Below are 21,511 nucleotides of genomic sequence, written 5' to 3'. Positions count from 1 at the left end.
TTATTATATTCTTTGCTTAATGAGGCATTCTACCACCTCATCAGTATAAATAGCAAAACCACAGGAGCTTTGCTTCCCTACGCTATATTTGCCTCCTTGCAACAAAGTAGCATTGCCAAGAAACATTCTAAAAAACAAATCCTCATAATATGAAGCAGGAGAAAAAGCAAGAGGGGAGAAAATGCTTTTTTCATACTCACAATAACTCGCACACTCTAAGAGTCTCTCAAGCTCTCCACGCAAAAATACAGGCACTTTATCCATTGCATTTTGTACATCTTGTTTTGTTTTGATATGCACCAAATCCGCCACATACCCCTCCATTTGTAAGAGTTTGCACATATCTTGAGAGGCAAAAACTTCTATATCTACACCGCTATGTTTAGCACATAAAAGTGGAATCTTCATATTAGAGATTTGTAGATAAGGCTTTAAGCCGAGTTCTTGGAGAATCTGTATCCCTAGACACACTACAGGTGAAAGACTTTCACCCTCTAAATGCTCTGCACCAATTTGGTGAATTTCAGTCGTGGGATAGCTAAAAACAGGTTGGATATAAAACCATTTTTTGTGCTCACTGATGTGGGTAATATGCTTTGTAACAATGCGCATTGCTTCAAGGGTGGTATCATAGCGCAAAGTGATTTGGTGATTGCTCTCGCTATTTAATCGCACAAGCCTACGATTTAAAATATCATCTTGATGCTTTAAAAAAGTGAATGTAGGCGTTACAATCTCTTTATAATCATTTTCATAAAACGCCTTAATGGCACAAGATTCTATATCGCGCTTGAGCTTGGCTGATGTATCAAAATATAATTTGCTCCCTTGAGGTAACTCGTGCTCTAAAATCACAATATACTCCAAAATAATAATCTCAAATGTCAATTTTTAAAAGATAATGTAAGAATTTCTCACACAAAGACTAGATTATACCACAAAATCGCATAAGAGAGATATTTACGCGTGATTTACCTCAAAATGCTATCTCTTGTGCTTCATTTTTTGATTATTTCATTGTAATTAATTCATAAAGGATTTTTAGTGAAAGTTGCACTCCTTATGAGCGGTGGCGTGGATAGCTCTTACTGCGCCCATTTGCTCTCATCGCAAGGCTATGAAGTAATAGGACTCTATCTTAAGCTTCATAATAAAGAAAAAAAACACGAAGTATTTATACAAAATTGCCAAAAAGTTGCACAGCATTTGGGCATAGCCTTTGAGGTGCTTGATTTGCAAGATGAGTTTAAGCGCAATGTCTATGATGTCTTTGTGCGTTCATACAAAGAGGGGCAAACCCCTAATCCTTGCGCCCTTTGCAATCCACTAATGAAATTTGGCTTAGGCTTGCAAAAAGCCGATGAGCTTGGTTGTGATTATATTGCCACAGGGCATTATGCACAGATTAAAGAAGTAAATGGCATAAAACGCATCGCAAAGGCAGTTGATGACAGCAAAGATCAAAGTTATTTTCTCTATGCTTTGCCTCAAAGCGCGATTGATAGAATCATCTTTCCACTGGGGGCGATGTATAAAAGTGATGTCAAGCAAACAGCCCTTGCTCTTTTGCCTTTTCTTGGGACATTACAAACTTATAAAGAATCTCAAGAAATTTGCTTTGTAGAGGAGAGTTATATCGATATTTTGCGTCTTTATGAAAATGTGGATAATGAAGGCATTGTGCGCGATAGCAAAGGCGCAGCAGTTGGCACGCATAAGGGCTATATGCACTATACTATTGGCAAACGCAAAGGTTTTAGCGTGTTTGGCTCACACGAGCCCCATTATGTCAAAGCCATAGATCCACAAAAAAATGAAATTATTGTTGGCACAAAAGATGAATTAGCCATAGATTCTATACAAGCTCTTAATAAAAGCCTCCCTCAAGCCTTTGATGGGGGTGTATATGATGTGAAAGTGCGCTATCGCTCTACTCCGCTTAAAGCGCGTATTGATATAGAAGGTGAGCATATTCGTGCCAAACTTTTAGAATCTGCCTATGGTGTGGCACAAGGACAAGCTCTTGTTGTGTATCAAGATGATTGTGTGCTTGGTGGAGGAGTGATTACACAGGCACAATAATATACCCCAAGGCATTAAGATTTTGTGCAAGGGCAGAAATGTGGAGGGATTTAATTGTAGAGCTTTGCGCTTCACGTGATATTTTACTGCAATATAAGGATATACCTTAAAGGCTAGAATCTTGCAAGATGCAAACACATTGCCGAGTTTAGCTAGATTCTCAATAAAGGGCGTGTAGCCTTTGCACCATTAAGGATTCCTCATATAGAATTGTTCTTTATTCCCTATGATGAGTGAGTTTATTGAGGCGATTGGCATTGGCTTCGCTCACTTTTGCGCCAAGCTCGATAAGTTTTTGTGCGGCTTGGAGCTGGGGTTTATGCCACAAATTATTTGCATTGAGTGCAGCATCAAGTGGTGTTTCACCATTTTTGAGTGCATTAATGGGCATTTTTTTGTGTGTTACTAAATACTCTAAAAGCTCCACATTGCCTTCTCTTGCGGCAAAATGCAGCATATTACCCCCACCAAAGCGATATAAGAAATTTTCATCAAAATACAATACAAGTTCCAAAATGTATGGGTCGCCAAAAGTAATAATACCATTTGTGAGCGGATATTTAGGGTCATTATAATCTGCGCCTTTTTGGAGCAATGCCCAAAACATATCATAGCGATGATACATTGCGCTCAAATCAATGGCATTCACGCCATAGGTATCATATATTTTATTTCCTAAACTAAATATGCCTGTTGATATTTGATCATGGGATATAACACGATTTATATCATATTTTGGCTTCTTCCTAGAGAATTTACTTACTTTTCCAGAATCTGCAAGAATAAGCTCAAAGACTTGTGTAGAATCAAAAACAATTGCTGCCATAAGGGGCGTGATTTCAAGGCGAGGAGGGTGCGTAGTGTAGAATAAAAAATATTCACTTGTCTGCCCATCTGCTACCATAGAGGTATAAGTGAGGACATCATCATTTATAATAGACTGAAGCAATCGCTGCTCCATCAAACAATGCTCAAGGGCTTTTTGCCCTTTATATTGGATTTTGTGTGTAGCACTTCTTAGGATATTGACATTTTTGCAATTTACACTTAAAAAAGATTGAAGGCTTGATTCAAGGCTAGGTGGGGCTTTCATAGTTTTTTGTCTTGCGAACCAATCCCCAAGTGCAAGACTAAAGGCAAGATTGCAGATACACATACTTATAAAATATATTCTAATAAGCATTTGTTTTGCCCTCTAAGCTTTGTTTTTGTGTGTTATGAGTGCTTTTGTGCTTATATTTTATTTTCATTTATTGCTCTTAATTTTTTGTTTGAGCAGCATTTTCTTCGTGTATTGCTTTGTTAAAAAGTGCGATTCTATGCACGCTCTCTTGCTCCCCTAAAATAATCAGCGTCTCACATATTCCAATCCCGCCACTTTTGCCAAGTAAGGCACATCGCAAGGCGGGCATTAGCTTGCCAATTTTTATATTTGAGCGTGTGGCAAACTCGTGCAAATATGTTTCCATATCCTGCACTCCTGCCCACACTTGCGCATCGGTTTTATCAAAAAGAGAATCTAAGCACTTTAGAGCTGTTTTGTCAAGTTTTGAACGCATTTTTTCATCATATTTTTGCGGGGCATTCATCACCTCAAAAAAGCCTTGCGCGAAGCTTACAAGTGTATTACAGCGGTCTTTGAGCGCAGGATAGAGAATCTCGCGCGTTTGTGAAGGGAGTTTTGGTACATTAAAGGCACTTAAGAGGCATTCAAGCTTTGCATTATCAGTGTGCTTTATATAATGAGCATTGAGCCACAAAAATTTATCCTCATTATATGCGCTAGGAGAGCTATTAAGCGCATTGGGGTTAAAGAGTCTGAGCATTTCTTTAAGTGAAAAAATCTCTTTATCACCATAGCTCCACCCTAATCGCACGAGAAAATTCAAAATCGCTTCAGGCAAATAGCCCATATTTTTATAATCCATAACACCCATTGCGCCATCACGCTTACTCAATTTTCGCCCTTGAGGGTTAAGAATCATTGGCACGTGAAAAAATCGTGGAATCTGAAAACCGAGCGCGTTATAGATGATAATTTGTTTTGGTGTATTGCTTAAATGATCATCGCCTCGTATTACATCTGTAACGCCCATAAGCGCGTCATCGATAGTTACAACAAAATTATAAGTAGGAGTGCCATCACTTCGTGCAATAATAAAATCATCAAGTTCTTTGGCTTTGACTTTTATCTCGCCTTTTACGCCATCTTTAAAGCTTATCTCACCTTCAAGCGGTGCTTTGATGCGCACCACAGGCTCTCTCCCCGCAGGAGGCGTGCCATTAAAATCACGATAGCGATTATCGTAGCGAGGTGTTTGTTTTTTAGATTCTTGCTCTTTGCGTAGGGTATCAAGCTCTTCTTTGCTCATATAGCAATAATATGCTTTTTTCTCTTTTAAAAGCTGCTGAATGTATTGTTTATAAAGAGGAAAACGCTCACTTTGATAGACAACTTCTCCATCATATTCTAGCCCTGTCCATTCAAATGCTTCTAAAATTGCTTGTGCTGCCTCTAGTGAATTTCGTGCCAAATCTGTATCTTCAATGCGTAGCAGGAACTTACCGCCATTTGCCCTTGCATAGAGATAATTAAAAAGCGCAGTGCGTAAGCCCCCGATATGTAAGTATCCTGTGGGGGAGGGTGCAAAACGCGTGATGATTTGAGCCATTGTATCCCTTTGTGTAAAGATTTGCGCGAGGATATAGAATCTTAACTTAATACCCTCTTAGTTAAAGGGCATTCAAATATTACTAAAACATCATTTTTGCACATTACAATATCATATTTTTGCGCAAAGGATTCTTATGTTTGCAATTACAGGTGGAGGAACAGGAGGGCATTTAGCGATTGCTAAAGCCATTGCGGAGGCAATAGCCCATAATGGAGGAGAATCTATCTATATAGGCTCGACTTTGGGGCAGGATAGGGCTTGGTTTGAGCATTCCCCACTTTTTAAGCAATGTTATTTTTTAGATTCAGTGGGGGTTGTCAATAAAAGGGGGTTAGGCAAAATCAAAGCGCTTTTGAAGCAATTTCAATGCGTGATACAAGCGCGAAGTATTCTTAAGGCTCATCAGGTGCAAGGAGTGATAAGTGTTGGCGGATTTAGCGCGGGGGGTGCGAGTATAGCAACACTTTTTTGCAATATACCGCTTTTTATCCACGAGCAAAATGCAATTAAAGGCAAGCTTAATGAGATTCTTACTCCTTTTGCTAAGGCGGTTTTTGGGAGTTTTGAGGGGGATAGCAAACATTTTATTCGCACTTCTTATCCTGTGCGTGATGAGTTTTTTGCCAAAGCTAGAGTGCGCAAGAGTGTGCGTGAAGTGCTTTTTTTGGGCGGTTCTCAAGGAGCCAAAGGCATTAATGACTTTGCGCTTACACTCGTGCCAGAACTACTTCAAAGAGGTATAAATGTAGCTCATCAATGTGGAGAGAGGGATTTTGAGCGTATAAAGGAAGCCTATGCACATCTTGGCATTTTGGATAAGGTTGATGTATTTGCCTTTGATAAGCAACTTGTCAATCGTCTGCATAAAGCGGATTTGTGCATAACGCGTTCCGGTGCTTCAAGCTTGTGGGAAATGAGTGCAAATGGGCTTATTGGTGTGTTTGTGCCTTATCCTTATGCGGCAAAAGATCATCAGTATTTTAATGCGCTTTATTTTGTTCAAGAGGGCTTGGGGCAAGTAGTGCGAGAGGAGGCGCTTCAAAGCGATGAGGTTTTAGGCTTTATTGATTCACTTCAAAATGGCTCACTTGAGCAAAAATCACAGCAAACAATGGATAAAATTAAGCCCTATGGCGCACAAGAGATTCTAAAACACATTAATCGCCTAATACAAAAAGCATAAGGCTAAAGGCAATGCCAAACATCACACAGGCAACAAAACCCTCTAGTATTTGCCACGCACGAGCCGAAGTAAAATAGGGCGAAAGGGCATTTGCCCCAAAACCAAGTAGGGCAAACCACGCTGCTGAAGCACTTATACAACCCAAAAGAAAATGAATCCGTGAATCTGCGCCTATACCAATGCTACCAAGCAGAATAATGGTATCTAAATACATATGGGGATTGAAAAGGGTGATAGCAAGTGTGGCTAAAAGCGTGCGCTTTAGAGACAAAGAAGCGCTCTCTTGCTGTAAGGAGAGCGTTTTATGTGTAAAAGCTCCTTTAAGTGAGCGTATTCCATAAAAGCATAAAAAGATAATGCCACCAAGAGCTAAAATTTTGCTCCATAGCACAGAATCTGCGAGTATTGCGCCAAAGCCAAGCACCCCAAGACTCATAAAAACTATATCACACAGCACACAGAGTGCGCATACAAAAAAGGTATGCTCTTTTTTAATGGCTTGTTTAATGACAAACACATTTTGCGCTCCAAGGGCAGAGATAAGCCCAAAGGCGACTAAGAATCCCTGAATATAATCCTGCATTACCTAAAACACCATTTTTTGTGGTTTGAGCCTTGTCTTTGAAGCAAGGTAGCTATTGTAGCAAATCTTAACTAAGGTTTGCTATACTTTTAATGACCCTTTCATCTAGAGGCCAAGGATACCACTCTTTCTCAGTGGAAACGAAAGTTCAAATCTTTCAAGGGTCGCCACTTTATAACACGCTTTTTTAGATTTACAAGGATTTTAATGAAACTTATTTCGTGGAATGTCAATGGATTGCGTGCGTGTATGAATAAGGGATTTATGGATTTTTTTACGCAAGTCAATGCTGATATATTTTGTATTCAAGAATCTAAAATGTTTCAAGATCAAGCTAATTTTGATTTTCAAGGCTATCATAGCTATTGGAATAGTGCAGAGAAGAAAGGTTACTCTGGCGTGGTAGTTTTAAGTAAAAGCACACCTTTAAAAGTAGAATATGATATGGGGATTACTCATCACGATAAAGAGGGGCGCATTATTCGTGCAGAATACCCGCATTTTTATCTTGTCAATGTCTATACGCCTAATGCTAAGCGTGAGCTAGAGCGATTAGAGTATCGAATGGAGTGGGAAGATGATTTTAGGGCATTTGTTGGGGATTTAAGCAAGTATAAGCCGGTGATTATCTGCGGGGATTTAAATGTCGCCCACAAGGAGATTGATTTAAAAAATCCAAAGACAAATCGCCGCAATGCAGGATTCACAGATGAAGAGCGCTCAAAAATGAGTGAGCTTTTAGAATCAGGTTTTATTGATACTTTTAGGCATTTTTATCCGCATAAAGAGGGGGCTTATAGCTGGTGGAGTTATATGGGGAATGCACGAGAGAATAATACCGGTTGGCGTATTGATTATTTTTTATGTTCGCAAAGTTTAAAAGCACATCTTAAAGATGCGCACATTTATCCTCATATTTTTGGAAGCGATCATTGCCCGGTGGGCTTAGAGCTTGATATATGAGAGTAAATGATGAAGGCGCAGATTCTTAAATACCTCCAACTCAAACTTCTTTATGGGCAATATGCGTGTGGAGAGCGATATATTATGCCTTTTCATCGCCCCCTTTCTTACACTTTGCATAATGACTTAGAATCTATGATTGAGTATTGTTCTTTGTGTAATCGCATTAAGCATTGCAAAAAGCCAAGTGCAGGGCTTTTAAACCCCAAAGCAAAGCTGTGCTTTATCAGTGAAATACCCTTGCTTGATGAAAAAGGAGCATTTGTGCAAAATAAGAGTGCCTTGATGCTACAAAATATTATTGCACGTGTTTTTGAGCTTTCTTGGTCACAAGTGAGTATCCTCTCGCTTGTGAAATGTGATGGGCATAATCCACACACAGAAAAAAGTGAGATTCTTGCTTGTATGGGGTTTTGCCTCTCTCAACTGCAAAAAATTACCCCCAAAGTATGTATTTTGCTTGGCAATCAAGTCGCCGAGCATATTTTAGGAGCGCATTTAGAAGTCGGTAGAATTTTATGGCACAATAACAGAAATTTTTTGATTACTCATTCGCTCAATGAGCTTGTGCGCAATCCTTCTTTGAAAAAAGAGGCACATACGCATTTTTTACTCGCAAAAGGACAATTATGAGTGCATATATGAAAATTTTTGTATGGCTATGTTGCAACGCATTGTTTGTCTCATATATGGCAGCAAAAAGTTATATTATCTCGCCTCTCCCCTTACCTCAACAAGAAGTGCTCAATATAAGCACTGCTAAATGCTCAAGCTCGTGCTTACTTAATTTTTTCACAAAGGGGCAATTTTTTTCATTTGTTGCTTTTTTTGATCCCTATACCAATGATGTCGAGCTTCGCTCAAAATTCTCATCTGTATTGGCGGATTTGGGGATTATGGATTCTGCTATTCCTGCGAGCTTGCAAAGTAATGCCAAAATCAAACTTGCCCTTTTGATGCCTAAAAAAATCATTGGGCGATATTCTGCAAGTAGTATTGATACGATTTTAGCTTATTTAATGACGCGCGGCAACGATTTTGTGTTTGAGATTTTTGATACAGGTGATGAGGGTGCGGCAAATTTGCGCAATACTTATGCAAAAATCGTGCAAAATGGATATGATTTTGTGATTGCTATTCTTACTGCAAAAGGCGCACAAGAATTTGTGAATCTCAATATCAGCCTCCCCACCTATCTTCCAACCATTAACAAGAAACAAATTAAAACAAGCCAAATCCCCAAAAATCTCATTTTTGGAGGAATTGATTATGAAGCACAAATTGAGCTCCTTCTTTCTTTTGCGGGTAATAAGCCCATTGTTGCTTATAATGATAGCAGTGCGATTGGGCGCAATCTAGGTGCGACATTGCAGAGCAAAACCCAACGCATTATTTTTCAAGAAGTGATAGATTCAAAATCAGCCACGACTTTTTCACAAAAACTCAAAGCTTATGAAAAATATGTTGCCGGAAATGTTGTGTTTTTTAATACACCTGTGGTAAAGACAGGGCTTATTGCTTCACAGCTTGCCCTTGCGACAAAAAAGCCTGATAAATTACTCTCTACGCAGATTAATTTTAATCCTTCACTTTTATTGATGATTCAAAGAGCTGATCGCAAAAATCTTTATATTGCCAATGTGATTAATAATCCAAATCAAAGGCTTGTAGAGTATGCTTCGCTCCTAGGGGGGGATTTGCGCTATGATTGGGTAAATTATGCCACTGCCATAGGCGTAGAGCAACTCATTTTAGCTCAAATCGATCGTGAGCAAAGATTTTTTATTGAGCGTGTGCAAGATGCACAGGTTGAATATATTAATAAAATTTATAGAACAGATCAGAAAAGATTCTATGAAAATTGAACAAGAAGCTTATCCTTTTAGCTTTGAGGCAGATAAATGCCAAAGCTGTGGAGGCAGATGTTGCACAGGGAGGAGCGGGTATGTGTTTGCAAGCATCAAAGAAATGCAAGAGATTGCGGCATTTTTAGCTTTAAGTTTTGAATCTTTTTGTATGCAATATGTGCGTAAAGTAGGCTATAAATTCTCATTCCTTGAAAAATCTCATCATAGCGGCTTAGCTTGTGTATTTTTAAATGAGGGCAAATGCAGCATTTATGCCCATCGCCCTGCACAATGTCGTTATTTTCCATTTTGGGAAGCTCACAAAAACTTAAATGAATCCGAATTTGCTTTATTGCAAGAAGAGTGCCCGGGTATTGTAAAAAAGGAGCAAAAATGAAATTTATAATAACTTTGCTTTGCTTTATATGCCTTTGTTATGGCGCATTTGATGAGGATAGCTATCTTTTTGAAGCACTTGATTATGAGAGTCAATCACAATTTGATAAGGCGCGAGACTTATATCTTGTGCTTTATGAGGAGACACATAAGCTTGAATATCTCAAAGAGGCAATTTTACTCTCCTCTATGCTTAATAATCCTACCGCTACACTTGAATTTGCAAATGATTATCTTGCACAAGGGGGCAAGAAAGACATAACATTGCACAAAGTTTTTTTGGATAGCTATCTCAAGCTTGGCTTGAATGAAAAGGCGATACAAGAAGCAAAAATCATCGCCCAAAGTGAACCCTCCTCTATGCTTGATGATATTTTAGGCTCACTTTATGCTACAAAGGGTGCATATAAGGAGGCTTTGAAGTATCTCTATCGTGCTTATGAGAGTGATAAAAATACTGATGTGTTACAAAAAATTGTTACCATAGAATTAGCATTATCTCATAAAGACAAAGCCTTGGAGCTTTTAGATAAACATATTAAAGCTTATGGCTGCACAGGGAGTTTTTGTCAATTTAGTATTTCTGTGTATGCGAGATTCCCACATTTTGAGAAAATTGAAACTCTTTTTGAAAGTGCATTTGATAAGAATCCTACGATTGAAAATGCACATAATTTAATTTTAATTTACACCCATCGCAAGAAATTTAAAGAAGCTGCTGAAATTGCCGCCAAATTTCCATTTAAGGGGCAGATTCTACTTGATTTGTATGTAGCGCAAAAAGATTATCAAAAAGCCGCTATGCAAGCAAAAATGCTTTATGAAGAAAATAAAAACCCCTATTTTTTGGCATTAGAGCAAGTCTATGCGTTTGAATCTCTCAAAGATAAGCGAAACATCGCCCAAGTGCGCAGCATTACTCAAAATCTCAAAAATGCCCTAAGATTAATGCAAGCATCTGATAAAGATGTGCCTAAAAATGAACGCATTGATGCTTCTTTGCAGAATCTAAGAAGTGGAGAGATGGGCTTTTTTTTAAACTTTTTGGGTTATTTGATGATTGATTATGAGTTTGATGTGAAAGAGGGAGTGGGGCACATTAAAAAGGCGCTTGAGATTTCTCCGCTCAATTCTGCATATTTAGATTCTTTGGCGTGGGGATATTATAAACTCAAAGATTGTGCCAATGCCAAAAAGACTTTTGAGCTGATTCCGCAAGTAGATGTGCAAAATGAGCAGGAAATAAAAGCCCATAAGGCTTTTATCGATAAATGTGTGGTGCATTAGAGCTATATTACACTTTCTTTATGGAGCAATTCCCCTTCGTAGAGAAAAATTGAAGGGACATAATCAATATTTTTAAGCGCATCTTTTTTGGCAAACGAGAGAATAAGATTTTCTTTTGCACGAGTGATTGCGACATAAAAAAGCCGCCGCTCTTCTTCTAAGCTCCCACTTTTGCTCATTAGCTTTCGATTAGGGAATCTCCCCTCCATTAAATCCACTATATACACATTTTGAAACTCTAATCCTTTTGCTGCGTGTATGCTAAGTAAATGCACCCCATTTCCTTCAAACGCCTCACTTGAGCCAAGAATCATTGCATTTAAAAATTTGCCTAAATCATCATAATTTTTTGAGAGGTCAAACAAAAGTGCACACTTTCGCCCAATAGATTCTAGGGCATTTTCAAATCGCGCATTATCGATTGTGCCGTCTTTATTTTTTGCGCGATTTTTGGCAAGTGTATGCGTGATATGAGCAAAAAATGGAGCTTTGGCGATATGGCTTACAAGCACTTTTGGATTTTTCATTGTATGAATGCTATGGAGCATTTCATAAAAATCACTTAGAAATATTGCACCATCTTTATGAATTTTGGGGTGTTGCAAGAGTGGGTGAGAGGCAAAAGCAGGGGAGATAAACTCATCAAAGCGGCTTTGGGATTCTAAAATAAAAAAATCATCAAAAAGCCCAAGTTGCGTATTTTTACTCCTTTGTTTGTAGGCTTTGATTTGCTCATTTGGCTCAAACATACCCTTCAAACAATCTCCATTGCCTAGCATAAAAAAGGCTTCATAAATATCTTTTGCAATGGCTTCTCCTATACCCTTACCATAGCTTAGGGTGTGAATATATGCCATCATATCGCGTGGATTATGCACAATAGAGCAAATATCAAGCAAAAGACTTACTTCTTTGGTATCAAAAAAACTTACACTCCCTTTGCGTTTGCAGGGGATATGAAGTTCTCTCAAGCTCGCTTCAAGTCCATCAGCGCTTGAATTATTGCGAAAAATAATGGCTGTATCTTCATAGGAGTGGTGGTTTAGAGCGATATGTTTTGCAATGCCCTGATATTGCAAAAAAAGCTCATCATAGCCAATGAGTTTTGGTGGGGCAAAATCGCCTTGTTTGATAACTTCTAAATGTTTGGGATAGATGCGTTCATTTTTCTCTATGACTTTATTAGCAAGTTGCAAGATGTATTTGCTTGAGCGGTAATTTTTGCTCAAAGTAAAAATTTTTGCATCGGCATATTTTTGCCTAAAACTGCTGATGATTCTAATATCTGCACCATTAAAGGCATAAATACTCTGGTCATAATCCCCCACGCAAAAAAGGCTAGGAGGGGCAAGGGCATCAAGTATGCAATCTTGCAAGGGGTTGGTATCTTGGTATTCATCACAAAGCACTTCGGCAAATAGCGGTTTTTCTTGTTTTTGCAAAGATTCTTTATATAAGAGAAGCAAATCATTATAGTCTGCATAATGATGCGCTTTTTTTAAATCATTAAATTCAGCCAACATATCTTCATAAATAGCAATATATGGCTCTTGATTGGCATTTCTCTCCATAAGCCACGCGCCAAAGGTGCAAGGAGCGGCGGAGTTAATAAAAAGAGAATAGCAATCGTACAGATATTGCGCGGAATAGGGCTTAGGCTCTTGGAGTGTGAATACGCGTTTATTGTAGAGGCTCTTAAAAAGTGTGAGAAGCTCTTTGGGTTGTTTGAGGTGAATATGATGATGTTCCCGCAAATAGCGATACGCCACGGCGTGAAATGTGCCAGATTCTATATTTTTTGCTAAATTCTCACCAAAAATTTTCCCCACGCGTGAAATCATCTCACTACTTGCTTTATTAGTAAAAGTAAGGAGCAAAATATCTTTGGGTGTGTAGCCATTTTTTAGCAAGTAGGCAATGCGCCCTACAATCGTGGCGGTTTTGCCTGTTCCAGCTGAAGCGATGATGAGATTATGTCCGCTTGGCGCACTTGCTGCCTCTGCTTGTTCTGCATTGAGTTGAGAAAGCGGCATAAGGTAGGGAGTTTAGGCTATTTTGCAAGGCTTTGCAAAATCTCACTTGATAAAAACTCTTTTAAAGGTTGCACTTTGCTAAATTGTGGATATTGTGCCACAGGTAAAGTTGTAACTTGTAAGCACGAAGCATTGGCAGGATTAAATACAAAAGGAGACATTAGATTCACGATGGAATTTTCGATAGGTTTTTGCACGACAACAACACAATATACTTCCACTTTATCGCCTCTTTTTTCATCTAAATCAAGGAGTTTTTCATCGGCTGTGGGAATTGTGAAGTCATAATCACAGAGGGAAAATGGATTTACAAGAGTAATTTCAAAAGGCTTATTACCATCGAGTGAGCGGATTTTGCTAAAAGTTTCATCAATTTTTTCTAATTCCACTTTTTTGACATCTTCAAATCCTAAAATTGGCATCTTGAGCTCATAAGTCATATTTACCTCCATTTTGTTTTTGGCATTATGGTATTATAGCACAAAAGCAAATTAAATACCACAAGGGCATTGTATGAATCCTGCAGAGCAACATACACAAGAAATCAAAAAAGGATACCAACCACAGAGTGTGGAGTCGATGTTTTATCAATTATGCGAAGAGCGGGGGTATTTTGAGATTGAAGGAAATAAATCCCTTTGGCAGAGTGAGAATCCGCAATGTTTTTGTATTATGATGCCTCCGCCTAATGTTACAGGAATGCTTCATATAGGACACGCTCTCACTTTTACGCTCCAAGATATTATTACGCGCTTTAAGCGAATGAATGGTTTTAAAACCCTCTATCAGCCCGGTTTGGATCACGCGGGGATTGCTACGCAAAATGTCGTGCAAAGGCAGCTTTTAGCACAGGGCTTAGATAAGGAGAGCTTAGGCAGAGAAGCATTTGTTGCTAAAATTTGGGAATGGAAGGAAAAAAGTGGCGGAGCAATTTTGCATCAAATGCGCCATCTTGGCATTACTCCAGCGTGGTCGCGTTTGCGCTTTACAATGGATCAAGGCTTGCAAAATGCGGTTAAAAAGGCATTTGTGCAGTGGTATGAACGTGGATTCATTGTGCAGGATTATTATATGGTAAATTGGTGCACACACGATGGCGCACTTTCGGATATTGAGGTGGAATATGAGGAAAATCAGGGCAAACTTTATTATTTGCGTTATCCCTTGGAGCAAAATAAAGCAGCTTCTACCACCCAAGAGCTTATTGTCGCAACTACGCGTCCTGAAACATTTTTTGGCGACACAGCTGTAATGGTAAATCCACAAGATGCGCGCTATAAGCATCTTATTGGCAAAAATGTTATTCTTCCGCTTCTTCATCGTCCTATTCCTATTATCGGGGATTCTAGTGTGGATATGGAGTTTGGGAGTGGCTGCGTGAAAGTAACGCCCGCACACGATATGAATGACTATGAGGTGGGCAAAAGACATCATCTTCAATCCATAGTGATTTTTGATCAAAAAGGTATTTTAAATGAGTATGCGGGGGAATTTGCAGGACAAGATAGATTGCAAGCGCGTTTGGCTATTGTGGAGAAATTGCAGGAGGGAGGCTTTATTGAGAAAATAGAAGATTATACCAATCAAGTGGGCAAGTGCTATCGCTGTGGCAATGTTGTAGAGCCTTATATCTCAAAGCAATGGTTTGTGAAAAAAGAAGTTGCCAAAAAGGCTATAGAGAGGGTAAATAATAAGGAATTGCAGTTTTTCCCCCCTCAATGGCTCAATAATTATAATGCGTGGATGAGGGAGCTAAAAGATTGGTGCATTTCTCGTCAGCTGTGGTGGGGGCATAGAATCCCAGTGTGGTATTGTGAGTGTGGAGAAAAAATCGCTTCAGAAGAGAATAATCCCACCTGTCCTCAATGCCAAAAAACTGCGACAAAACAAGATGAAGATGTGCTTGATACTTGGTTTAGCTCGGGACTTTGGGCATTTAGCACTTTGGGTTGGGGGAATAAAAAAGAAGGACAAGAAGCCAAGGATTCACTTTATAATGAGAGCGATTTAAGGGAGTTTTACCCCAATACTTTGCTTATCACGGGTTTTGATATTTTGTTTTTTTGGGTAGCGCGTATGCTCTTAAGCGGAGAATCACTCCTTGGCGCATTGCCCTTTAAAAATGTTTATCTCCACGCCCTTGTGCGTGATGAGTTTGGGCAAAAAATGAGTAAATCTAAGGGGAATGTGATTGATCCATTAGAGACTATACAGACTTATGGAGCTGATGTTTTGCGTTTTTCTTTGGCGATTCTTTGTGCGCAGGGGCGAGATATAAAGCTCTCTAGCCAAACGCTTGAAAATACTAAAAATTTCACAAATAAACTCTATAATGCCACGCAATTTTTGAATATGTATTTAGAACAGCTTGGTGATGAAAAAGCAAAACAAGAGGGTTTTGCTCATCTTGCAGAAATAGAGATAAAAACAGCTCTTGGGCGCTATATGTTAATGCGCCTTAATGTGGCGACAAAAGAAGTACGAGGTGCGCTAGAGGAATATCGCTTTGAGCAGGGGGCGAGTATTTTGTATCGTTTCTTGTGGGGAGAATTTTGCGATTGGGGGATTGAACTTGCAAAGGCAAGTAAGGATTCTATTTATGAATTAGGGGCGATTTTTAAATCTGCACTTTTGCTTTTACACCCTTATATGCCTTTTATTACAGATTTTTTATGGCATAGCTTAGATAAAAGCGATATAGCCTCTTCGGATTCTATTATGATTGCTCCTTATCCTAAAGCAGAGGCTGAATCTATGCAAGATATAGCTTTGCAGCAGTCTTTTTATATCATACAAGATGTGATTATTAGTATTCGCCGATTAAGAGCAATGCTTGAGCTTGGCTTAGCTCCTCTAAATGAGGTATATGTTAAATTAAGTGATAATGTGGATACTGCCCTTTTAGAGCAATTTGTGTGTAAGCTTACTAAAGTGGGGGCTGTGCATATCACACATACAAAACCAAAGGCGAGCGTGGGTGATGTGGGAGAATTTTGTGAATGCTATATTCAGCTTGAGGGCATTGATTTAAGTGCTATCACTTCGCGCCTAAGCCATCAAAAACAAAAATGCGAAAAAGAGTTGCAAAAATTGCAATCTATGCTTGGTAATGAAAAATTTATCCAAAACGCCCCTAAGGCAGTGCTTGAGCAAAATAGGGCAAACTTGCAAAATACACAAGAGAAATATGACAAGATTTGTGCTGAATTAGATGCACTTTTAAACCCATAGAGTAAGGAGAAAATGTGAAAAAAATACTTTTGTTTGTGCTATGCTTAGGCTTTTTGGCGTGTTCGGATTCTCAAAAGGAGCAAAGTGCTTCTGCAAAAATGGTAGCTATTTATCCGCAAATTGTGGCTCTTATGGAAAAAAGAGCCACAGGTGATGCAGAGGGTGCAACACAGATTCAAGATTCACTGCTTCATTCGGGTGTAGAGCAGTATATGATTGATGATAGTGTTGCATTGATTGCGCGTGCGGCAATAAGCGGATATGAGCTGATTTTACCTAATGAACTCAATGCGCATAGTGATGATTTTGTGATTATTGCAACCTTGCCTCGTGGCATTTATAATCTTGGGCTTATTCCTAATGCAAAGCATTTTGAATTTGCGCTAAGTCCATCTTTAAATCCAGATGGGAGTGAGTGGAATTGGGAGAGTGATGCACTTTCACGCTCACAGGAGGATTTTATTCAATTACTTGGGCAGAAAAAAGATGCAAAAATCGTGTTTTATGATAGTGGTGAGTATATTACTGCACCTATGGGAAGTGCGCATATAGGCATTATGTGGGCGCAACGTTTGGGCTATACACAGCTTTATCGCCTCGTGGGGGGGTTAAATGCGTGGAAAGATTTGGGATTGCCTCTTACCACAGAAGTGCCACATTGCTGTAAAATGTAGATTCTAGCTTATTGCTAGAATTTTTTTAATGTTTCTTGCAAAAGTAGCTATTGTGGGGAGATTAGCGCTCAATCCAAAGATAAAGAAAGTTTTTTGGGATTTGCCTTGCAAGTGGGGCATAAGCCAATAAGCACGGCTGAAATATCAAAAATTTCATAACCGGTTTTTTCTTTGCAATCACTTTTTAAATGGCTTGTTTCAAGTTTAATATCTTTGAGTTCGCCACAGATTTCGCAATAGGCGTGTAAATGCTTATCGCTACTTAGCTCATATCTTTGCTTATCTTTAGGAGCTTTAATCTCGCGCAAGATATTTGCTTCACAGAGTGCGCTCACATTTTTATAAATAGTAGCAAGTGAGATAGAGGGATAAATCGATTTGATTTGCTCATAAATTTCCTCTACGCTCATATGCCCATTATGCTCGATTTGATTAAGCATCGCAATGCGTTGAGGTGTGATTTTTAGGTGTTTTTCTCTTAGGTGTTGTTCAAAGCTCATCATAATATTAACCCTTTTTTATTACAGGATAAAAATTCTTATTAAAAAAAGGAATCTACAAACTTGAAGTAAATAAAAGCATAATAAAAGTGATTTTTGCATACAATGTAGCAATGTAGTTTTTAGTAATACAATCCCTAAAGAGGTTTATATGGAGAGTGCGAATGTTTGATACTTTAACAAGTTCATTTAAAGGCATTATGAATAAGATTCGCTTTAGCGATGATGAGAGGGCATTGCAAAGGGCGTGCGATGAGTTAAAGAAGACTTTGCTTAAAAATGATGTGCATCACAAAGTAACAAAGCATATCGTGCAAGTAGTGCAAGAGCGCACAAAGCAAGAGGGTATTGGCAAACAAAACTTTAGTGCCGCCTTGCAATATGCTCTTGCAGAGATTTTGCACTCATCAAAGAGCTATGGCATTAGTTTTTCGCCAACGCCTCCAAGTGTTATTGTGATGATGGGCTTACAAGGAAGCGGGAAGACAACCTCAAGCGCTAAACTCGCTCTTTATCTCAAACAAAGAGGAAAAAAAGTATTACTTGTTGCTTGTGATTTGCATCGTCTTGCAGCAATTACCCAGCTTGAAAGTCTTGCTCAAAGTATTGAGGTAGATATTTTTACGCCAAGTCTTGCAAGTAAGCCTGAAGATGCTTTGAGTGTAGCTAAAGAAGCAAGACAAAAGGCAGCTATGGAGCATTATGATGTAGTCATTATCGATAGTGCGGGGCGATTAAGCATAGATGAGGCTTTAATGAATGAATTAGGGCAGATTAAAAAGGCAGTAAATGCCACAGAGTGTATTTATGTGGCAGATTCTCTAAGTGGGCAAGATGGTATCCGCTCCGCCGAGCATTTTAATGAAAAAATTGGCATTGATGGGGTTATACTCTCTAAATTTGATAGCGATAGTAAGGGGGGCATAGCCTTATCGATTGCCTATCAAATCGGCATTCCCCTAAAGTTTATAGGGAGTGGGGAGAAAGTGGTGGATTTTGATATTTTTCTCCCAGAGAGAATCATCTCGCGCCTTATGGGAGCAGGGGATATTGCGACTTTGGCAGAAAAAACTGCTAGTGTAATTAGCCAAGATGAAGCCAAAGGCATTGCTAAAAAGATTAAAAAAGGGCAGTTTAGTTTTGAAGATTTTATCGCTCAAATCGAAAATGTTAAAAAGCTCGGTTCTCTCTCACAGATTGCCTCAATGATTCCGGGGCTAGGAAATATGGCAGGTGCGCTTAAAGATGTGGATTTAGATAAATCAAATGAAGTAAAAAATATCCGCGCAATGGTTAATTCTATGACAAAAAAAGAGCGAGAGAATCCCTCCTTGCTTAATGGCTCAAGGCGAAAACGCATAGCGCAGGGGAGTGGCTTAGAAGTAAGTGATATAAATCGCATCATCAAGCAATTTGATCAAGCCGCCAAGCTTGCTAAGAAGATATCGCAAAAAGGTGGTATGCAAGAGCTTATGAGTCTTATGGGTAATATGAGAATGCCAAAATAATAAGGATTTAAGCAAAATACACTATAATGCGCTACTCAATAAATGCCAAATTTTAAGGAGAGGCAATGGCAACAGTAATTAGATTAACTAAAATGGGACGCAAGAAAAAACCTTTTTATCGCATTGTTGTAACAGATTCTCGTAAAAAGCGCGATGGAGGCTGGATAGAATCTCTAGGATACTACAATCCTTTAGTAGAACCACCACTTGTAAAATATGATGCACAGAGATTAGAATATTGGAAAAGTGTGGGAGCGAAGATGAGTGAAAGGGTAGCAAAGCTTACCTCAAAATAATTATAAATTGTATAGTAGAGAAGTATTATGGTCGAAGATTTTATTAGAGAATATGCAAAGAAAATCGTCAATAAACCTGAAGCAATAGATATACAAATAACAAATGCTCCTGATAACACTTATGAGATTCTTATACTCGCTGATGCACAAGATGTAGGGCGACTTATAGGACGTGATGGTAAAATGGTAGGTTCGCTTAAAACTTTTATTTCTGGCACAAAAGCAAAAGATGGCAAAAATTATAGAATCGCCGTGCAAGCTCATTAAGTCTTTATATGATAGAGCAGAGATTGATAAGGGAGAGTGATGAAGCAAAAATCTCCCCTTCTTTTAGTCGCCAAAGTCGGTCGGGTTGTGGGCGTGTGTGGGGATTTAAAGCTTCATATTATAAGTGATTTTCCCTCTATTTTTACTCCCAAAGCTATTTTTCATACGCAAACTTTAGGCACACTTTGCATTCAATCTTTTAATATCAAAAAAAATCTTGTGCGTTTTGAGGATTATCATTCGCGTGAGAGTGCGCTTAGGCTCGTAAATTGTGAGTTGTATTCTACACTTGCAGAGAGTAGGGCAATGTGCCATCTCAAAGAGGGAGAGTTTTTATGGGAGGACATCATAGGCGCAAATGTGGTGGAGAGTGGTGAAAATGGGGATTTGAATCTTGGCAAAGTCATAGATATTGAGCGCATTGGCACACTTGATTATCTCCTTATTGGCACGGATAAGGCACTTACCCAGCAAGGCTTAAAAAAACAATTTCTCCTCCCAAATATTGAGCAATTTGTGCTTTCTCTCTCGCCTCAAGGCATTTTTACACGCAATGCCCTAGCAATCCTTGAGCAAAGCTAATGATAAAATTCTCCTTTCTCACACTTTTTCCTGCGCTTATAGAATCTTACTTTGCAGATTCTATACTCAAAAGAGCCATACAGAAGCATCTCATTGAAGTAGAGAGTATTAATATCCGCAATTTTGCGCTTGATAAATACAAAAAAGTCGATGAGCCTCCCATAAGCGGCGGTGCAGGGCAAGTGATGAAAGCTGATGTGCTTTTTGCAGCATTGCAATCCGTGCGAGATTCACATATTATTTTCCTTAGCCCCTGTGGCAAACCTTTTAATAACTATGATGCTTTGAGGTTAAGCAAGAAAACACATATAAGTTTTGTATGTGGGCGATATGAGGGCTTTGATGAACGCGTCATTGAAGAGCGTGCAGATGAAGTATTTAGCGTGGGCGATTTTGTTGTAACCGGTGGGGAATTACCCGCGCTTATGCTTTGTGATAGTATCTCTCGCTTTGTAAATGGGGTGCTTGGCAATGCAGATTCTCTCAAAGAAGAGAGTTTTGAATCCCATTTGCTTGAAGCTCCTCATTTTGCCAAAATCACTCATAACACTTCATTTTCGGCAGTGCCTTCAGTATATTTAAAGGGAAATCATAGTAAAATCATCAGCTTAAAAAAATGCTTAGCGATATGCAAGACAAAGTATTTTCGACCAGATTTATATCAAGCATATCACACATATTTAAGAGATGAGCAGAGAAAGGAAAAATAATGAGAAATCGTTACATACAGAGTTTTAATGAAGCACAAATTGGCGATAAGAAAGCCCCACAATTTAAGGCAGGGGATACTTTGAGATTGGGCATTAAGATTCAAGAGGGAGATAAAAGCAGAACACAATATTTTGAGGGTGTGTGTATTGCAATTCGCGGAAATGGCGTAGATAGAACATTTACAACAAGAAAAATGGGCGCAAACAACATCGGCGTAGAAAAAACCTTTCCGCTTTATAGCGCAAGCTTAGAGAGTATCGAGGTATTGCGTATAGGACGCGTAAGACGCGCAAAACTCTATTATTTACGCAATAGAAAAGGCAAATCAGCACGTATTAAAGAATTACGCAAATAAGCGCTTTGAGCCTTTCACACACAGAGGCTCTTTGCTTTAGCGTAGATTCTAGAATCTAAGAATTTCTTTAAACTTCTCACAAACCAAGATTCTTTTTATAAAGGGCGAGTGCAATCTTACGAGGGACTTGAATATGTAAGTATGGATTGGTGCTTTGCACAAATGCAAAGTCATTCCCCTTATCCATCTTAGATTTTATATTTCTTTTATAATGGGGACAAGGGGGTTTTAATTAGGCGAAATCGCTTCACACTCCCTTATATATCCCCGCTTTGCTCCCCCGCCACTTCGTGTCGCTCGATAATATATGTCTCGCCCCAGAGGACGCTTTTAAAGTA

Annotated in this window: 22 protein-coding genes and 1 tRNA gene; 16 read left to right on the top strand and 7 right to left on the bottom strand. The window is 38.9% G+C overall.

From position 1 onward, the window contains the following. Positions 1-3 precede the first annotated feature (3 nt). Positions 4-855: an ATP phosphoribosyltransferase regulatory subunit gene (locus J1E28_RS03300; RefSeq protein WP_291026618.1), complete on the bottom strand. Its 852-nt coding sequence runs from the start codon at positions 853-855 to the stop codon at positions 4-6. Positions 856-1,044: 189 nt separating this feature from the next. On the opposite strand from J1E28_RS03300, the gene mnmA reads away from it, so the two are divergent. After that, complete coding sequence (mnmA, locus tag J1E28_RS03295; protein WP_291026616.1) at positions 1,045-2,082, top strand: tRNA 2-thiouridine(34) synthase MnmA; 1,038 nt, start codon at positions 1,045-1,047, stop codon at positions 2,080-2,082. A 217-nt stretch (positions 2,083-2,299) separates the two neighbouring features. Here mnmA and J1E28_RS03290 read toward each other — a convergent pair whose 3' ends face one another. Beyond that, on the bottom strand, positions 2,300-3,265 hold the full coding sequence (locus J1E28_RS03290) for an ankyrin repeat domain-containing protein (RefSeq protein WP_291026614.1): 966 nt from the start codon (positions 3,263-3,265) through the stop codon (positions 2,300-2,302). Positions 3,266-3,341: 76 nt separating this feature from the next. Further along, the gene (gltX, locus tag J1E28_RS03285; protein WP_291026611.1) at positions 3,342-4,754 is read right to left on the bottom strand and encodes a glutamate--tRNA ligase; all 1,413 of its coding nucleotides are present in this window, start codon (positions 4,752-4,754) and stop codon (positions 3,342-3,344) included. 136 nt (positions 4,755-4,890) lie between these two features. On the opposite strand from gltX, the gene J1E28_RS03280 reads away from it, so the two are divergent. Then, positions 4,891-5,940, top strand: coding sequence for a UDP-N-acetylglucosamine--N-acetylmuramyl-(pentapeptide) pyrophosphoryl-undecaprenol N-acetylglucosamine transferase (locus tag J1E28_RS03280; protein ID WP_291026609.1), 1,050 nt, complete (start codon positions 4,891-4,893; stop codon positions 5,938-5,940). Here the strand turns inward: J1E28_RS03280 and J1E28_RS03275 are convergent. Further along, positions 5,915-6,523 (bottom strand): LysE/ArgO family amino acid transporter, encoded by a 609-nt coding sequence (locus J1E28_RS03275; protein ID WP_291026606.1) that lies wholly within the window; start codon positions 6,521-6,523, stop codon positions 5,915-5,917. The genes J1E28_RS03280 and J1E28_RS03275 overlap by 26 nt on opposite strands. A gap of 94 nt (positions 6,524-6,617) precedes the next feature. Between J1E28_RS03275 and J1E28_RS03270 the strand changes: the two genes are divergently transcribed. From J1E28_RS03270 to J1E28_RS03245, 6 genes are all read left to right on the top strand, one after another. Beyond that, positions 6,618-6,693, top strand: a tRNA-Glu gene (locus J1E28_RS03270). Positions 6,694-6,730: 37 nt separating this feature from the next. Then, positions 6,731-7,486 carry an exodeoxyribonuclease III gene (locus J1E28_RS03265; protein WP_291026603.1) on the top strand — a complete coding sequence of 252 codons (756 nt, stop codon included), beginning with the start codon at positions 6,731-6,733 and terminating at the stop codon, positions 7,484-7,486. A gap of 6 nt (positions 7,487-7,492) precedes the next feature. Further along, the gene (locus J1E28_RS03260; protein ID WP_291026601.1) at positions 7,493-8,119 is read left to right on the top strand and encodes a uracil-DNA glycosylase family protein; all 627 of its coding nucleotides are present in this window, start codon (positions 7,493-7,495) and stop codon (positions 8,117-8,119) included. Then, a complete protein-coding gene (locus J1E28_RS03255) occupies positions 8,116-9,351 on the top strand; it encodes a hypothetical protein (RefSeq protein WP_291026599.1) in 1,236 nt (411 codons plus the stop codon). Before J1E28_RS03260 ends, J1E28_RS03255 begins: the two co-directional genes overlap by 4 nt. Then, on the top strand, positions 9,341-9,730 hold the full coding sequence (locus tag J1E28_RS03250; RefSeq protein WP_291026597.1) for a YkgJ family cysteine cluster protein: 390 nt from the start codon (positions 9,341-9,343) through the stop codon (positions 9,728-9,730). The genes J1E28_RS03255 and J1E28_RS03250 overlap by 11 nt, the downstream gene beginning before the upstream one ends. Then, complete coding sequence (locus J1E28_RS03245; RefSeq protein ID WP_291026595.1) at positions 9,727-11,016, top strand: ATP-dependent nuclease; 1,290 nt, start codon at positions 9,727-9,729, stop codon at positions 11,014-11,016. Before J1E28_RS03250 ends, J1E28_RS03245 begins: the two co-directional genes overlap by 4 nt. Positions 11,017-11,018: 2 nt before the next feature. Here the strand turns inward: J1E28_RS03245 and J1E28_RS03240 are convergent, their stop codons facing one another. Both J1E28_RS03240 and fliW read right to left on the bottom strand, forming a co-directional pair. Next, entirely contained in the window at positions 11,019-13,049 is a 2,031-nt protein-coding gene (locus J1E28_RS03240) for an ATP-dependent helicase (protein ID WP_291026593.1), read from the bottom strand. A 17-nt stretch (positions 13,050-13,066) separates the two neighbouring features. After that, positions 13,067-13,489: a flagellar assembly protein FliW gene (gene fliW / locus J1E28_RS03235; protein WP_291026590.1), complete on the bottom strand. Its 423-nt coding sequence runs from the start codon at positions 13,487-13,489 to the stop codon at positions 13,067-13,069. A gap of 73 nt (positions 13,490-13,562) precedes the next feature. On the opposite strand from fliW, the gene J1E28_RS03230 reads away from it, so the two are divergent. Continuing rightward, positions 13,563-16,280, top strand: a complete 2,718-nt coding sequence (locus J1E28_RS03230) for a valine--tRNA ligase (RefSeq protein ID WP_291026587.1) — start codon at positions 13,563-13,565, stop codon at positions 16,278-16,280. Positions 16,281-16,294: 14 nt separating this feature from the next. Next, a complete protein-coding gene (locus J1E28_RS03225; protein WP_291026584.1) occupies positions 16,295-16,954 on the top strand; it encodes a rhodanese-like domain-containing protein in 660 nt (219 codons plus the stop codon). Positions 16,955-17,022: 68 nt separating this feature from the next. Here the strand turns inward: J1E28_RS03225 and J1E28_RS03220 are convergent, their stop codons facing one another. After that, positions 17,023-17,457 (bottom strand): Fur family transcriptional regulator, encoded by a 435-nt coding sequence (locus tag J1E28_RS03220; RefSeq protein WP_291026582.1) that lies wholly within the window; start codon positions 17,455-17,457, stop codon positions 17,023-17,025. Between the two features lie 161 nt (positions 17,458-17,618). On the opposite strand from J1E28_RS03220, the gene ffh reads away from it, so the two are divergent. The 6 genes from ffh (at position 17,619) to rplS (ending at position 21,173) form a co-directional block, all read left to right on the top strand. Further along, the gene (ffh, locus tag J1E28_RS03215; RefSeq protein WP_291026580.1) at positions 17,619-18,962 is read left to right on the top strand and encodes a signal recognition particle protein; all 1,344 of its coding nucleotides are present in this window, start codon (positions 17,619-17,621) and stop codon (positions 18,960-18,962) included. A 65-nt stretch (positions 18,963-19,027) separates the two neighbouring features. Continuing rightward, on the top strand, positions 19,028-19,258 hold the full coding sequence (gene rpsP / locus J1E28_RS03210; RefSeq protein ID WP_291026578.1) for a 30S ribosomal protein S16: 231 nt from the start codon (positions 19,028-19,030) through the stop codon (positions 19,256-19,258). A gap of 27 nt (positions 19,259-19,285) precedes the next feature. Continuing rightward, on the top strand, positions 19,286-19,525 hold the full coding sequence (locus J1E28_RS03205; protein WP_291026576.1) for a KH domain-containing protein: 240 nt from the start codon (positions 19,286-19,288) through the stop codon (positions 19,523-19,525). 39 nt (positions 19,526-19,564) lie between these two features. Next, complete coding sequence (gene rimM / locus J1E28_RS03200) at positions 19,565-20,107, top strand: ribosome maturation factor RimM (RefSeq protein WP_291026573.1); 543 nt, start codon at positions 19,565-19,567, stop codon at positions 20,105-20,107. Between the two features lie 2 nt (positions 20,108-20,109). After that, positions 20,110-20,817: a tRNA (guanosine(37)-N1)-methyltransferase TrmD gene (gene trmD, locus J1E28_RS03195; RefSeq protein WP_291026637.1), complete on the top strand. Its 708-nt coding sequence runs from the start codon at positions 20,110-20,112 to the stop codon at positions 20,815-20,817. Beyond that, the gene (rplS, locus tag J1E28_RS03190) at positions 20,817-21,173 is read left to right on the top strand and encodes a 50S ribosomal protein L19 (RefSeq protein WP_291026571.1); all 357 of its coding nucleotides are present in this window, start codon (positions 20,817-20,819) and stop codon (positions 21,171-21,173) included. Before trmD ends, rplS begins: the two co-directional genes overlap by 1 nt. Positions 21,174-21,511 lie beyond the last annotated feature (338 nt).

Origin of the sequence: Helicobacter sp. (assembly GCF_022511165.1) — a bacterium.
Classification (GTDB): domain Bacteria; phylum Campylobacterota; class Campylobacteria; order Campylobacterales; family Helicobacteraceae; genus Helicobacter_C.
The sequence above is the reverse complement of the archived record's forward strand: the minus strand, read 5'-3'. Positions and strand labels throughout refer to the sequence as shown.

Coding starts and splice junctions, on each gene's coding strand:
- J1E28_RS03290 (WP_291026614.1), bottom strand. CDS start 3,265: ATGCTTATTAGAATATATTTTATAAGTATGTGTATCTGCAATCTTGCC.
- gltX (WP_291026611.1), bottom strand. CDS start 4,754: ATGGCTCAAATCATCACGCGTTTTGCACCCTCCCCCACAGGATACTTA.
- J1E28_RS03280 (WP_291026609.1), top strand. CDS start 4,891: ATGTTTGCAATTACAGGTGGAGGAACAGGAGGGCATTTAGCGATTGCT.
- J1E28_RS03275 (WP_291026606.1), bottom strand. CDS start 6,523: ATGCAGGATTATATTCAGGGATTCTTAGTCGCCTTTGGGCTTATCTCT.
- J1E28_RS03265 (WP_291026603.1), top strand. CDS start 6,731: ATGAAACTTATTTCGTGGAATGTCAATGGATTGCGTGCGTGTATGAAT.
- J1E28_RS03260 (WP_291026601.1), top strand. CDS start 7,493: ATGATGAAGGCGCAGATTCTTAAATACCTCCAACTCAAACTTCTTTAT.
- J1E28_RS03255 (WP_291026599.1), top strand. CDS start 8,116: ATGAGTGCATATATGAAAATTTTTGTATGGCTATGTTGCAACGCATTG.
- J1E28_RS03250 (WP_291026597.1), top strand. CDS start 9,341: ATGAAAATTGAACAAGAAGCTTATCCTTTTAGCTTTGAGGCAGATAAA.
- J1E28_RS03245 (WP_291026595.1), top strand. CDS start 9,727: ATGAAATTTATAATAACTTTGCTTTGCTTTATATGCCTTTGTTATGGC.
- J1E28_RS03240 (WP_291026593.1), bottom strand. CDS start 13,049: ATGCCGCTTTCTCAACTCAATGCAGAACAAGCAGAGGCAGCAAGTGCG.
- fliW (WP_291026590.1), bottom strand. CDS start 13,489: ATGACTTATGAGCTCAAGATGCCAATTTTAGGATTTGAAGATGTCAAA.
- J1E28_RS03230 (WP_291026587.1), top strand. CDS start 13,563: ATGAATCCTGCAGAGCAACATACACAAGAAATCAAAAAAGGATACCAA.
- J1E28_RS03220 (WP_291026582.1), bottom strand. CDS start 17,457: ATGATGAGCTTTGAACAACACCTAAGAGAAAAACACCTAAAAATCACA.
- ffh (WP_291026580.1), top strand. CDS start 17,619: ATGTTTGATACTTTAACAAGTTCATTTAAAGGCATTATGAATAAGATT.
- rpsP (WP_291026578.1), top strand. CDS start 19,028: ATGGCAACAGTAATTAGATTAACTAAAATGGGACGCAAGAAAAAACCT.
- J1E28_RS03205 (WP_291026576.1), top strand. CDS start 19,286: ATGGTCGAAGATTTTATTAGAGAATATGCAAAGAAAATCGTCAATAAA.
- rimM (WP_291026573.1), top strand. CDS start 19,565: ATGAAGCAAAAATCTCCCCTTCTTTTAGTCGCCAAAGTCGGTCGGGTT.
- rplS (WP_291026571.1), top strand. CDS start 20,817: ATGAGAAATCGTTACATACAGAGTTTTAATGAAGCACAAATTGGCGAT.